Here is a 13,241-nt window from a genome sequence, read left to right as displayed (position 1 = left end):
CCGCGTCATGCTACAGCGCATCCTGCTAAAAACGACGAAGTAGCCCCACGCTGCGCAGGCGTGGCGCGCTTGCCGCGCCAAAGAGGACTCCGCGCTTTAGGGCGGCTCGGACAAAAAAAACCGGCGCCTTTACAGGGCGCCGGTTTTATCAAGACCGACAGGCGTTTACTTTGGGCGTTTACTTTGCCGGGGCGGCCTGACCCTCGGGACTTTTCAGGAACTGGAAAAATTCCGAGGATGGGTCGACCAGCAGCACATCGCTGGGCTTGGAGAATGCAGAGCGATAACCTTCGAGGCTCTTGTAAAAATTGAAGAACTCGGGGTTTTTGCCATAGGCGTCTGCATAGATAGCGCTGGCCTGGGCATCACCCTGCCCCATCACGCTCTGGGCTTTGGAATAGGCCTCGGCCACAATCACTTCACGCTGACGGTCGGCCTCGGCGCGGATGCGTTCGCTTTCGGCTGCACCGATCGAGCGCAATTCGTTGGCTACGCGGGTGCGCTCCGCCTCCATACGGCGATAGACCGACTCGGAAATCTCGGGCGCAAACTCAATGCGGCGCAGACGCACATCGACGATCTGCACACCCAAAGGCTCAGCACGCTTAGCCACATTGGTCAGAATCTCCGACATGATCTTGTCACGCTCGGTAGACACAACGTCCTTAACAGTACGTACGTTGACCGACGCGTTCAGCGCATCACGGATCTGGGCTTGCAGACGCTCCTGGGCGGCGCGTTCATTACCACCGAAAGTCACGTAGAACAGGCGCGGATCAGCGATACGCCACTTCACGTAGGAATCGATCAGCAGATTCTTCTTTTCAGAAGTCTGGATACGTTCAGCATCGTTCGATTCGATCGTGAGAATACGCTTGTCGAGCGTCACCACGTTCTGAAACGGCGGCGGGGCCTTGAAATACAGACCCGGTTCGCTGATGACCTTGCGCACTTCACCCAGCGAGAACAGCAGGGCGGAATCGCGCTCGCGCACGACGAAAACGCAGGAAGAAAGAACGGCCAGGATAATGAGCAGGCCGATCAGATAAGGCATGAAACGTTGCATGATCAGGACTCCTCCGGGTTAGCGCGACAGACGGTCGCGGGGCAGCGTGTTGATATTCACGTTGCTACTACCGGATGAAACAGGCGCGGGACGGGCTGGCGCGGCCGGCACCGCCGGCTGCGCGCTGCCCTGTGCGCCCAGAGAAGCGGGCTGCGTATTGCGCCCGGCATCCTGAACAGCCTGCTGCATGATCTTGTCCAGCGGCAGGTACAACATATTGTTGGACTTGCCGGCATCGACCATGACCTTGCTCGCGTGCGAGAAAATCTGCTGCATGGTTTCCAGGTACATGCGGTTACGCATGACCTGTGGTGACTTCTCGTACTCGGTCAGGATGGCAGAGAAGCGCGCGGTGTTACCTTGCGCGTCGCCCACCACCTTGGCCTTGTAACCCTCTGCCTGCTCGAGCATGCGCGAAGCCTGGCCACCGGCAAGCGGCACCACCTGATTGGCATAGGCCTGGCCTTCGTTGATCTGACGCTCCCGATCCTGGCCTGCCTTGACAGCATCATCGAAGGCCGCCTGCACCTGCTCGGGCGGTTGCACGTTCTGGATCGCCACGGTGCTGATCTGGATGCCGGCGCTATAGCGGTCAAGAATCTGCTGCATGAGCGCCTGCACTTCGCTGGCGACTTCAGTACGGCCCTCGTAAAGCACGAAGTCCATAGGTTTTCTGCCGACGATTTCGCGCATGGCGGTCTCTGCCGCCTGGCGCACGGACTCATCGGGATCGCGCATCTTGAACAGGTAGTCCGGCGCCCCATCGGCGCGCAGGCGGTACTGCACCACGAACTGCATATCGACGATGTTCTCGTCCGTGGTGAGCATCAAAGCCTCAGGCAGCACCTTGTTGCGCGCGCCGCCACGAAAGCCCACCTCGAAAGTGCGCAACTGGGAGATGTTTACCAGTTCCTGGCTCTGGATGGGATAGGGCAGACGCCACTGAAAGCCAGCCTGCGCTGTGCTCTTGTATTTGCCGAACTGGGTGACGACAGCGACCTGGCCTTCCTGCACGATGTAGAAGCCGCTGGCCAACCACACACCCACTGCGACCAGGACGACAACGCCCAGCCCGATACGGGCGCTTTTAGGAGATGGCGGCGTGAAATTGCCGCGCGGCGCGTTGGGTCGATTTCCGCCCCCGCCGCCTTTGCGTCCGAATAGAGCGCCCAGACGATTGTTGAAGTCGCGCCAGACCTCGTCGAGGTCTGGTGGACCGTCTCCATTGCCTTGCGGCCGCTTGGGCGGCTCGGAGCCGTTATTGTTTCCACGACCCCAGCCGGGGTCATTCAGGTTGAAGATTCTGGTGATTCGAGGCATTGTTTCCCACAATCTGACCGATCTCTGCAATTGCCCCGCGCAACGCATCCAGACCGGCGCGCTCGGTAGCGCTTACAAACACTCGCGCAATCGTACCATGGGCATCTCGCTCCACCCTGGGCTCTAATCCAGCGCGATCGATCTTGTTGTACACCAGAATGGTAGGGATGTCCGCAGCGCCGATTTCGGCCAACACCTTGTTGACCTCGAAAATCTGCTCTTCGCGTTGCGGACTTGCCGCATCAACCACATGCAGCAATAAATCCGCATGCACGGTTTCTTCGAGGGTAGCCCGGAAAGCGGCGATCAGATTGGGGGGTAATTCGCGAATAAACCCCACCGTATCGGATAACACAACCGACCCGGCACCTTCGATCCAGAAGCGCCGCGTGGTGGTGTCCAACGTGGCGAATAACTGGTCGGCGGCATAGGCCCCGGCCCGCGTCAGCGCATTGAACAGCGTAGATTTGCCGGCGTTGGTATACCCGACCAGGGACACCGACAAAGCGCCTCCGCGCGCGCGGGCCCGGCGCTGCGTGACGCGCTGGCGTTCGACGCGCTCCAGGCGTTCGCGCAGCATCTTGACTTTGGCACCTATCATGCGGCGGTCCATTTCGAGCTGCGATTCACCCGGGCCGCGCATGCCGATACCGCCGCGCTGGCGCTCCAGATGGCTCCAGAGGCGTGTCAGGCGCGTGGACAGATGCTGCAACTGCGCCAATTCGACCTGCAACTTGCCTTCGTGACTTTTTGCACGCAACGCGAAAATATCGAGAATCAGTGCGACACGATCCACCACACGCAAATTGAATTCGCGTTCGAGATTGCGCTGCTGAGCAGGCGACAGGGGCTGATCGAAAAGCACAATATCGGCCAGCGAGGCGCCGGCAAGGGCTACCCCCTCTTCGACCTTGCCCGATCCGATGAAAAACTTCGCGTCAGGGCGGTCACGGCGAGCATTCAAGGTTGCGACGATTTCGGCGCCCGCCCCTTCGGCCAGCATGACGAACTCTTCGGCATGAGCCTGATGATCCGGATCTCCGAGATCGACGCTGATGATCAACGCGCGCATAGGTGCACCATTTTGGAGCTACAGCGAAAATGCCCGCCGGCGCAAAACGCGCGGCGGGCAACAAAAGGTACTGCTGGAGCCAGACAATTATTCAGCGGGGACTTCCACCTGAAAGCTGACGGCGCGTGCCGGCACGACTGTCGAGATGGCGTGCTTGTAGACCATCTGGGTAACCGTATTGCGCAGAAGCACGACGTACTGGTCGAAAGACTCGATCTGCCCTTGAAGCTTGATGCCGTTTACCAGATAGATCGACACCGGCACATGTTCCTTGCGCAGGGTGTTCAGAAACGGATCTTGCAAAGTTTGCCCTTTATTGCTCATTGGCCAGGCTCCATTTGTTTGTTTTGAGTGGTGACAAACGCCGAAAGATGTACTCTACAGGGTTTTCCCTGGCCGTGCTACTTGGTCCGGCGTGGAATTGCCACGAGAAATTTCACTGCACCAGCCAGGTGTCCAAGGCTAAGCTTCACCGGCTGGACAATCACTTGCCGAGTATTACCTTCAGTGCCGCGATCAAGCTGCCGCACTCGGTGTCAGTACCCACCGTAATGCGTAAAAATCGGTCGATACGCGGACGATTGAAATGCCGGACGATGATGCTGCGCTCACGCAGCTTGGCCGCCAGTTCCGCACCGCTGCACTCCGGATGCCTTGTAAACACAAAATTGGCCGCGGAAGGCAATACCTCGAACCCCAGTTCGACCAGGGAGCCCACCAAACGTTCCCGCGTGGCCATCACGGCCTGGCGGGTACGTTCGAAGTGGGGCGCGTCCTGGAGTGCGGCAATAGCGCCAACACTGGCGAGCCGATCGATGGGATAGGAATTGAAACTGTCTTTGACCCGGTTCAAACCCTCGATGAGCGCAGGATGACCCATGGCGAAACCCACGCGCAAACCGGCCAGCGAGCGCGACTTGGACAGGGTCTGCACCACGAGCAGATTGGGGTGACGATCCAGCAGAACGACAGCAGACTCGGCGCCGAAATCGACATAAGCCTCGTCGATGACCACCACGCACTGCGGGTTGCCCGCAGCCAGACGGTCAATGTCGGCCAAAGGCAAAGCACGGCCAGTAGGCGCGTTGGGATTGGGAAGAATCACCCCACCGGCCTGACGGTCTGGACGGGGCAGATAATCATCGACCACCACACCGAAAGAGGCATCCAACGCGACGGCCTGATGCTCGATCTGGTAGAGCCCGCAATACACCGGATAAAAGCTGTAGCTGATATCCGGAAACAAGAGGGGCCGGCCTTCGTGCTTGAAAAAGGCCTGAAAAACATGCGCCAACACTTCATCGGAACCATTACCGACAAAAACCTGCTCGGCCCGCACGTTCAGGGCATTGGCCACGGCCTGACACAACGCTTCGGAAGACGGGTCCGGATAGAGTTTGAGCGTGTCATTCGTCGCCGCGCGGATCGCTTCCAGCGCTTTGAGCGAGGGGGGATAAGGATTCTCGTTGGTATTGAGCTTGACCAGGTTTTGCAGCTTAGGCTGCTCGCCAGGCACATAAGGGCTCAGCGAAGCAAGCACGGGACTCCAGTATTGACTCATTCCTTGTCCTGCACGTAAGGATTGTGCGATGACTTGAACTCGATGCGCAGCGGCGTGCCGGCCAGATCAAAGGCATTGCGGAAACGCGTTTCGAGATAACGGCGATAAGAGTCCGGTATCGCGTCAAGCGCGCTGCCATGCACAATGATGAGCGGCGGATTTTGCCCCCCCTGATGCGCGTAACGCATCTTGGGCCGGAAAATCCCTTTGCGCGGAGGCTGCTGCTGCTCAACAGCCGCCTGCAGTTCACGCGTGAGCTTGGGCGTAGAGAGTTTGGCAAAGGCCGCCGCATGGGCCGCGTTGACGGACTTCAGCAAAGGCCGGATGCCCTGCCCCTTGAGGGCGGAAATCGTGTGCATGCGCGCGAAAGTCAGGAAACGCAGCTTACGCTGAAACTCACGCTCGATACGCTCGCGCTGATCATCATCCAGGCCATCCCATTTGTTGATGGCCACAACCACGGCGCGTCCGGTTTCCAGCACAAAGCCTGCGATGTGGGCATCTTGTTCGGAGATTTCGGATTGCGCATCCAGCATCAGGAGGACCACATTGCTGGCCTCGATGGCCTGCAATGTCTTGATGACCGAGAACTTCTCGACGGCCTCGAACACCTTGCCGCGCTTACGCAGGCCTGCGGTGTCAATCAAGGTGTATTGGCGCCCGTCGCGCTCGAATTCGATTTCAATCGCATCGCGGGTCGTGCCCGGCATATCAAAGGCGATAACGCGCTCCTCACCCATGAGCGTGTTGATCAGCGTGGACTTGCCGACATTCGGCCGGCCGACGATGGCGAGCTTGATGCGGTGCTGCACCTCGCCCTCTTCGGCATCCGCGATTTCGTCCGCCGGAGGTACGAGGTCGGCCAAGGCGCTTTCGATCAAATCGACCACGCCGTCACCATGCGCGGCGGAAATCGGATGCGGCTCGCCCAGCCCGAGCTCGAAGAAATCGCTCGTGGCCTTGCCTTCGTTCATGCCCTCGGCCTTGTTGACCGCCAGCAGCACGCGCTGCTGCCCGGACTTGCGCAACAGGCGGGCGATTTCGTGATCATGGGCGTTGATACCGGCGCGGGCATCCACGAGAAACACCACGACATCGGCTTCGGCAATGGCCTGACGGGTCTGGCGCGCCATCTCGGCCAGGATGCCATCCTTGGCCACCGGCTCGAAGCCGCCCGTGTCGATCACGATGAACGGGATGTCGCCCACCCTGCCCTCACCGTAATGTCGGTCACGGGTCAGGCCGGAATAGTCGGCGACCAGCGCAGCGCGGGAGCGCGTCAGACGGTTAAAGAGGGTGGACTTGCCCACATTGGGACGGCCCACCAGGGCAACAACAGGCTTGAAGGACACGGTGTAAGGCTTTGTTCTAAGAGGTTCTAGTTAGTGCCGATAAGGACCAGATTGCCGTTGCCGGTCTGGACCAGGACACCTTGCGAGGTCGTTTGCGGCGGCGAAACAATGGCCCCGCCGCCGACGGACAGGCGAGCCAACAGATGGCCATCGCCGCGCGAGAGGAAGTGCACATAACCATCGAGATCGCCGACGGCCAGCGCCTCGCCCAGGAAGGCAGGCGCCGTCAGTGCGCGATTTTTCAGGGCCGATTGCTTCCAGACATTGGCACCATTGGCCAGATCAAATGCATGGACCACGCTGTATTGGTCGGAAGCGAAAGCGAAACGCTGATCGATGCTCAGGCCGGTGGAGCTGGAAAAATCTTTGGCCCAAACAGGACGGCCGCCCTGGGTCACATCGAAGCAGACGATGCGGCCCTGATAAGCCACGGCACACAGCAGCGGGCCTGCGACACGGGGCTGCCCCACGACGTCGGTCAGGCGCTCCAGATCGCTGGCGCCCTTAGGCGTGGCGACCGTGCCTTCCCACTGGACGTTACCCGAGGCGGCGTTGATGGCCAGGAGCTTGCCACCCGGCAAGCCGGTAATGACCAGACCTTCGGCCATGATCATTTGCGCAACGCTGCGCAGCGCCAGCGCCGGACCAGGCCGTTGCAAGCTCCAGAGCCGCTCGCCGCTGTTGACATCGAAGGCCTGAATACGATAATCGCCGCTACGCACGACGACCACGCCATAACCTACCACCGGCGGGATGGCGACGTCGCTACTGGCCTGAGCGCGCCACTTGATTTTGCCGCTTTCATCGAAGGCAATGATCTGGCCGGTCGGCGAGGCCACTGCGGTCGTGCTGCCGTCGCTACCGGCGCCGGCGGAAAGTTTGGTTTCCGCCGAGGCTTTCCAGATGAGGCGGCCACTGGGCAGATCGACTTTGGCGACCGAGCCGTCCGGCGTGGCGGCATAGACCGCCTCACCGACTACGGTAGGCGCAAAACCCAGACCGGAGCCGCTACCGATCGACTGCGACCACACAGAGCGCACCGACATACCTGCGGCGTACTCGGTCAGCGGAGCCGGATCATAGCGTGTGTCGGAGCTGGAAAACAATGAGCAGCCCGAAAGGGCAAGCAAGCCGCAAACCACTGCGGCGCCGCGCCAGGCACGGCCAGAAATAGAGATGCGCATCAAGATCAGGCTCCGGTCAAAGCATCGAGTTTCAGTTGCACAACCTGAGTCAGCGGATTACCGGTACCCAGGCCATCAATCGCTTGTTGCCAGGCTGCGCGCGCTTCGTCGCGCTTGCCCTGCGCGGCAAGGATATCGCCACGGCGGTCAGCAAACAACGCAGCGAAAGGAGCCGGAGGATTATCCAGTTGCGCCAACGCGGCGTCATAGTGTTTTTGATCCAGCAACAGACCCGCCAGACGCAAACGGGCAACCGGCTGCAAAGCGGGCTGCTTGGATTGAGCGGCCAGCCATTCGAGCTGCTGGCGGGCGCCGTCAATATCTTTCTGCTCTAGCAGTGCCTGAGCGGCAATCAAGATGCCGCGCCCGGCATAGCCCGTATGGGGATAGTCTTCACGCAGGGTTGCGGCAGCCGCCTTGATCCGCGCGGCCGAATCCGGGCCGCCCAGACGAGCCGCATCTTCGAGGGCTTCGAAATACCCCATCGCCTGATTGGCGCGGTAGGCCTGATATCCCTTCCAGCCGCTCCAGCCGCCCCAGGCTACGACCACCACGGTTACCAAGACGAGGAGCAACGTGCCGTAGCGTGCCCACCAGGCCTTGATTGCGTCGAGTTTTTCCTGTTCTTCGAGATCGTATGCCATGCTTAACCCTTGGATTTCAACACGCTGGCCAGCGTCGCCAACGCTACTTTGTCCTGCGCGCCTTCGCCGGCAGCATCGGCACGCAGATATTTGACGCTTGCGGTCTTAGTGGCCACTTCATCGTCGCCAAGAATAACCGCAACACGGGCACCGCTGGCATCGGCGCGCTTGAACTGAGATTTAAAGCTGGCGGCCCCAGCGTGCACGATGACCGAAAGACCCGCGTCGCGCAGATCTTCGCCCACCCGGGCAGCCAGGCGCTGCGCGCCTTCGCCTTGATGCACCACATAGACCTCGCACTCGGGCGGCGTCTGCTGCCCGGCGCTTTGTTCCCAGAGGTCAAGCAGGCGCTCGACACCGATGGCAAAGCCGACGGCGGGTGCAGGCTTGCCACCCAGCAGCTCAATCAGACCGTCGTAACGGCCACCGCCGCAAACCGTGCCTTGCGAACCCAAACGATCCGTCACCCACTCAAACACGGTCAGGTTGTAATAGTCCAAGCCGCGCACCAGACGGGGGTTAAGACTGTAGCCTATCCCGGCGTCATCGAGACGCTGACACACCCCATCAAAGTGAGCGCGCGATGCTTCGCCCAGGAAGTCAAAGAGACGCGGCGCAGCATTGGCCATCTCCTGCAGCGCGGGATTCTTGGTATCGAGAACTCGCAGCGGATTGGTGTAGAGACGGCGCTTCCCATCCTCGTCGAGGATATCGACGTGCTTTTCCAGATATTCGATCAGGGCGGCGCGATGCGCCGCGCGCTCGGCGGGCTGCCCCAGCGAGTTGAGCTCCAGCCGGATGTCGGCCAGACCCAGCGTATTCCAGAGACGGCCCAGCATGACGATGAGTTCGGCGTCGATATCGGGGCCGGCAAAACCCAGCGCTTCGACGTCGATCTGGTGGAACTGACGATAGCGGCCTCGCTGCGGGCGTTCGTGGCGGAATACCGGACCGATAGAGTACACGCGGTGGGGGCGCTCATAGAGCATATTGTGCTCAATGGCGGCACGCACGACACCCGCGGTCATTTCTGGGCGCATGGTCAACGACTCGCCATTGAGCGCATCGGTGAAGGTGTACATCTCTTTTTCGACGATGTCGGTGACTTCGCCGATGCCGCGCGTAAACAGACGCGTCTGCTCAAGAATGGGGGTGCGCACATTGCGATAGCCATAGCCCTGAAGCCAGGCGCGCACGATCTCTTCGAAACGCTCCCATTGAGCGCTGGGACCGGGCAAGACATCGTTCATGCCGCGAATGGCGGAGACTTTCTGGAAAGCTTGCGTCATATTCGTCGTGCCGGCGGCATGCTGCCCCGCCGGCCTGTCCTTGTACTTAGTGGGAAACATCGGCGCCATAACGGCGCGCAACGTAATCTTCGACAATGGCCTGGAACTCTTCGGCGATATGATCGCCTTTGAGCGTGACCGTACGCTCGCCATCGATAAATACGGGGGCGGCGGGCACTTCACCGGTGCCGGGCAGGCTGATGCCGATGTCGGCATGACGGCTTTCGCCCGGACCGTTGACCACACAGCCCATGACGGCCACGTTCATGCTTTCGACCCCAGGGTAACGGCTGCGCCAGACCGGCATCTGGCGACGCAGATAGGTCTGGATGCTGTCAGCCAGCTCCTGAAAGAAGGTGCTGCTGGTACGGCCGCAGCCGGGGCAGGCCACCACCATAGGCGTGAAGGCGCGCAGGCCCATCGTTTGCAGGATTTCCTGCGCCACGATGGACTCGCGGCCGCGATCGCCGCCCGGCTCAGGAGTCAGGGAAATCCGGATCGTGTCGCCTATGCCTTCCTGAAGCAGCACGGCCAGGGCAGCCGTGGAAGCGACAATGCCTTTGCTACCCATGCCGGCTTCGGTCAGCCCAAGGTGCAGCGGATAATCGCAACGCGACGACAGATCGCGGTATACGGCGATCAAGTCTTGCACATGGCTGACCTTACACGACAGGATGATGGCATCGCCGCGCAGGCCGAGCTCTTCGGCGCGCTGCGCATTACTGATGGCGGACACCACCAGCGCATCGCGCATCACAGCCTGAGCCTCCCAGGGCTGCGCGCGCCGGCTGTTCTCATCCATTTTGCGCGCCATCAGTTCATGGTCGAGACTGCCCCAGTTGACACCGATACGCACGGGTTTGTCGTAGCGGCAAGCCACCTCGATCATCTGGGCAAAATTATCGTCGCGCCGTTTGCCACCGCCCATATTGCCCGGATTAATGCGGTACTTGGACAGGGCCTGGGCGCAGTCCGGGAACTGGGTAAGCAGCTTGTGGCCGTTGTAATGAAAATCGCCTACCAGCGGCACCGACACATTCATCCGGTCGAGCTGCTCACGTATGGCAATAACTTCACGCGCGGCTTCGGGCGTATTAACCGTGATACGGACAATCTCGGAACCCGATTGCACCAGTTCTTTGACCTGGATGGCGGTCGCGATGGCATCGGCGGTGTCGGTGTTGGTCATGGACTGCACCACGACCGGATGACCACCGCCTACGGTGACAACCCGTTCACCCCATTTGACCTGCACGGCCCGGGTCGAACGGCGGGACAAAGGCGCGGCCGGCGGCGGCGGCGCGTCCTGGCAAGGCTTGGACAATTCTTGCATGTTGGTCCGGTATTACTGGCTCAACTTGGAAAACCACTGAGTGGGTAGCCACTGCTGCGGCAACCAGCCCTGCCAAAAGGCATAAGCGACACCCACGACCAGCAGTGCGATGATGACGAGAATCCACCCCCAGGAACTCGACGAACGCTCTTCGTCGACGGGCAGACCTCCTCCATGCAGGGAACGGCTTGCGCCCAGCTTGGCCGACGCCGGCGCCCGCGCCTCGCCATCCAGCGAGGCCACGATAGCCGCACCATCCGCGCCAAGCAGGCGGGCGTAGTTGCGGATCAGGCCACGCAGGGAGACCCCCGAGGGCAGCTCGTCCCATTGTTCTTGCTCCAGAGCCTCGATCTGCCGCGGAGAAAACTTGATGCGGCTGGAGACTTCCTGCAAAGACCAGCCCTTGGCCTGACGCAAACCTCGCAAGGCCTCCCCCACACTGCCGCTCTGTGCGAGCGTTGCCTGAGTGGATGTAGCGGCCGAAGCGAGATCCTGCGTCATGCGTGCACCTGTCTGATTGGGATGGAGCGAGAGGCGGCGTTACGTTCGGTGATGCGGGTACGATCCTTGACTTCGCCAGCCAACTGGCCACAGGCGGCATCGATATCGTCGCCACGCGTCTTGCGCACCGTGGTGATGATGCCCGCGTCCATCAGACGCTGAGCAAACACCTTGACTCTCGGTGCCGCCGAACGCTTCAGCCCGGAGGCTGGGAAAGGATTGAAAGGAATGAGATTCAGTTTGCAGCGCACCTGACGGGCCAGCTGAATCAGTTCCTTGGCGTGCTGGTCGGTATCGTTGATGCCATCCAGCATGCAGTATTCAAAGGTGATGAAATCGCGCGGCGCATGAGCGAGATATCGCTCGCAGGCGGCCAGCAGCTCTTTCAAGGGGTATTTCTTGTTGAGCGGCACCAGGTCGTCACGCAAGGCGTCGTTGGGCGCATGGAGCGAGACCGCCAGGGCCACAGGGCAATCCTGCGCCAAGCGATCCATCATGGGCACCACGCCCGAGGTGGAGACGGTAACACGACGGCGCGACAGGCCGTAGCCGTTGTCGTCCAGCATCAGCCGTAAAGCCGGCAGCACCTGGTCATAATTGAGCAAGGGCTCGCCCATACCCATCATGACGACATTGCTGATGACGCGGGTGTCTTCTGCGCCGGCATTCGCCAGGCGTGCGCTGCCGATGTCGGCCTCAAGCACGCGCTTGGCCCACCAGAGCTGACCGATGATCTCGCTGGTGCGCAGATTACGGTTGAAACCCTGATGCCCGGTAGAACAGAAACGGCAATTGACGACACAGCCGGCCTGGCTGGAAATACACAGGGTGCCGCGGTCATCCTCGGGGATGAAAACGGTTTCGATGGCATTGCCCTGGCCAACGTCAAACAGCCATTTGCGCGTGCCATCCGAGGACCGCTGCTCGATATTGACCGGCAGCGCCTCGATGATGGCGCGCTCTGACAGTTGCGCGCGGAAATCGCGCGCAAGGTCGGTCATGGCGTCGAACGAATCCACGCTGCGCTGGTGCACCCAGCGCTGCAATTGACGGGCACGAAACGGCTTGCCGCCCCATTGGCCGACCAGGTCGGTCAATGCCTTGGCATCCAGGCCCAGCAGGTTGATCGGTTCGACGGTATCCATGACCTACAGACTGACAGAAAAACAGCGGTTGAGAATCAACGGCTGTGGATGTTGATTTCGGGGAAGAAGAAAGCCACTTCCACGGCGGCGGTTTCCGGAGCGTCGGAACCGTGCACGGCATTGGCGTCGATGCTGTCGGCGAAGTCGGCGCGGATGGTGCCCGGAGCGGCCTTTTTGGGATCGGTGGCGCCCATCAGGTCACGGTTGACCTGAATGGCGTTCTCGCCTTCCAGGACTTGCACGAACACGGGACCCGAGACCATGAAGTCAACCAGGTCCTTGAAGAAGGGGCGCTCTTTGTGAACGGCGTAGAAACGCTCGGCGTCAGCGCGCGACAGTTGTTGCAGGCGGGCGGCGATGACCTTCAGGCCGGCTTGCTCAAAACGGGCAACGATCTGGCCGATGACGTTCTTGGCGACAGCGTCGGGCTTGATGATCGAGAGGGTACGTTGAATCGACATGGAAACTCCAAAGTCTGCTGAGACAGTTTGATGCTGAGAGGGGGGGGGGCGAGTCCGGCGCTCCGCGAATGACCTGACTTCACGGAAGTCTCGCGCTTGGCCACTTGCGCAGCCAAAAGGCGCAATTTTGTGCCTGAACACGTCAAAACCCGGATTCGGCACTGTCAACCAGTCAGATTTCTCCAATAAAAACAGGGACTTCTAAAAGGTTTACAGTAACCCGGCATTCTAGCACGGCAAGAAGAAGCTTTTACATCTTAAAATCAACGGTTTGCCTGGCTGCGTTTCAGGCCCCATGTCCGCCGGAATCACG

Annotated in this window: 13 protein-coding genes; all 13 read right to left on the bottom strand. The window is 60.5% G+C overall.

What is annotated here, in order from left to right:
* Positions 1–178 precede the first annotated feature (178 nt).
* On the bottom strand, positions 179–1,066 hold the full coding sequence (gene hflC, locus U0029_RS05810) for a protease modulator HflC (protein WP_012417996.1): 888 nt from the start codon (positions 1,064–1,066) through the stop codon (positions 179–181).
* Positions 1,067–1,084: 18 nt separating this feature from the next.
* On the bottom strand, positions 1,085–2,386 hold the full coding sequence (hflK, locus tag U0029_RS05805) for an FtsH protease activity modulator HflK (RefSeq protein WP_012417997.1): 1,302 nt from the start codon (positions 2,384–2,386) through the stop codon (positions 1,085–1,087).
* Positions 2,352–3,458 (bottom strand): GTPase HflX, encoded by a 1,107-nt coding sequence (gene hflX, locus U0029_RS05800; RefSeq protein ID WP_012417998.1) that lies wholly within the window; start codon positions 3,456–3,458, stop codon positions 2,352–2,354. The genes hflK and hflX overlap by 35 nt, the downstream gene beginning before the upstream one ends.
* Before the next feature lie 87 nt (positions 3,459–3,545).
* Complete coding sequence (gene hfq, locus U0029_RS05795) at positions 3,546–3,782, bottom strand: RNA chaperone Hfq (protein ID WP_012417999.1); 237 nt, start codon at positions 3,780–3,782, stop codon at positions 3,546–3,548.
* A 160-nt stretch (positions 3,783–3,942) separates the two neighbouring features.
* Positions 3,943–5,019, bottom strand: coding sequence for a histidinol-phosphate transaminase (gene hisC, locus U0029_RS05790; protein WP_114852558.1), 1,077 nt, complete (start codon positions 5,017–5,019; stop codon positions 3,943–3,945).
* Positions 5,016–6,371 carry a ribosome biogenesis GTPase Der gene (gene der / locus U0029_RS05785; RefSeq protein ID WP_039051540.1) on the bottom strand — a complete coding sequence of 452 codons (1,356 nt, stop codon included), beginning with the start codon at positions 6,369–6,371 and terminating at the stop codon, positions 5,016–5,018. Before der ends, hisC begins: the two co-directional genes overlap by 4 nt.
* Before the next feature lie 26 nt (positions 6,372–6,397).
* The gene (bamB, locus tag U0029_RS05780) at positions 6,398–7,558 is read right to left on the bottom strand and encodes an outer membrane protein assembly factor BamB (protein ID WP_012418002.1); all 1,161 of its coding nucleotides are present in this window, start codon (positions 7,556–7,558) and stop codon (positions 6,398–6,400) included.
* 2 nt (positions 7,559–7,560) lie between these two features.
* The gene (locus U0029_RS05775) at positions 7,561–8,199 is read right to left on the bottom strand and encodes a YfgM family protein (RefSeq protein ID WP_012418003.1); all 639 of its coding nucleotides are present in this window, start codon (positions 8,197–8,199) and stop codon (positions 7,561–7,563) included.
* Between the two features lie 2 nt (positions 8,200–8,201).
* Entirely contained in the window at positions 8,202–9,488 is a 1,287-nt protein-coding gene (hisS, locus tag U0029_RS05770) for a histidine--tRNA ligase (protein ID WP_012418004.1), read from the bottom strand.
* 46 nt (positions 9,489–9,534) lie between these two features.
* On the bottom strand, positions 9,535–10,821 hold the full coding sequence (ispG, locus tag U0029_RS05765) for a flavodoxin-dependent (E)-4-hydroxy-3-methylbut-2-enyl-diphosphate synthase (RefSeq protein ID WP_012418005.1): 1,287 nt from the start codon (positions 10,819–10,821) through the stop codon (positions 9,535–9,537).
* Between the two features lie 12 nt (positions 10,822–10,833).
* On the bottom strand, positions 10,834–11,322 hold the full coding sequence (locus tag U0029_RS05760) for a helix-turn-helix domain-containing protein (protein ID WP_012418006.1): 489 nt from the start codon (positions 11,320–11,322) through the stop codon (positions 10,834–10,836).
* Positions 11,319–12,467 carry a 23S rRNA (adenine(2503)-C(2))-methyltransferase RlmN gene (gene rlmN, locus U0029_RS05755; protein WP_012418007.1) on the bottom strand — a complete coding sequence of 383 codons (1,149 nt, stop codon included), beginning with the start codon at positions 12,465–12,467 and terminating at the stop codon, positions 11,319–11,321. The genes U0029_RS05760 and rlmN overlap by 4 nt, the downstream gene beginning before the upstream one ends.
* Positions 12,468–12,502: 35 nt before the next feature.
* Positions 12,503–12,928 (bottom strand): nucleoside-diphosphate kinase, encoded by a 426-nt coding sequence (gene ndk / locus U0029_RS05750; RefSeq protein WP_012418008.1) that lies wholly within the window; start codon positions 12,926–12,928, stop codon positions 12,503–12,505.
* Between the last annotated feature and the right edge of the window lie 313 nt (positions 12,929–13,241).

The organism is Bordetella avium (assembly GCF_034424645.1).
GTDB lineage: Bacteria > Pseudomonadota > Gammaproteobacteria > Burkholderiales > Burkholderiaceae_B > Bordetella > Bordetella avium.
This window is presented reverse-complemented; position numbering and strand designations above follow the sequence as displayed.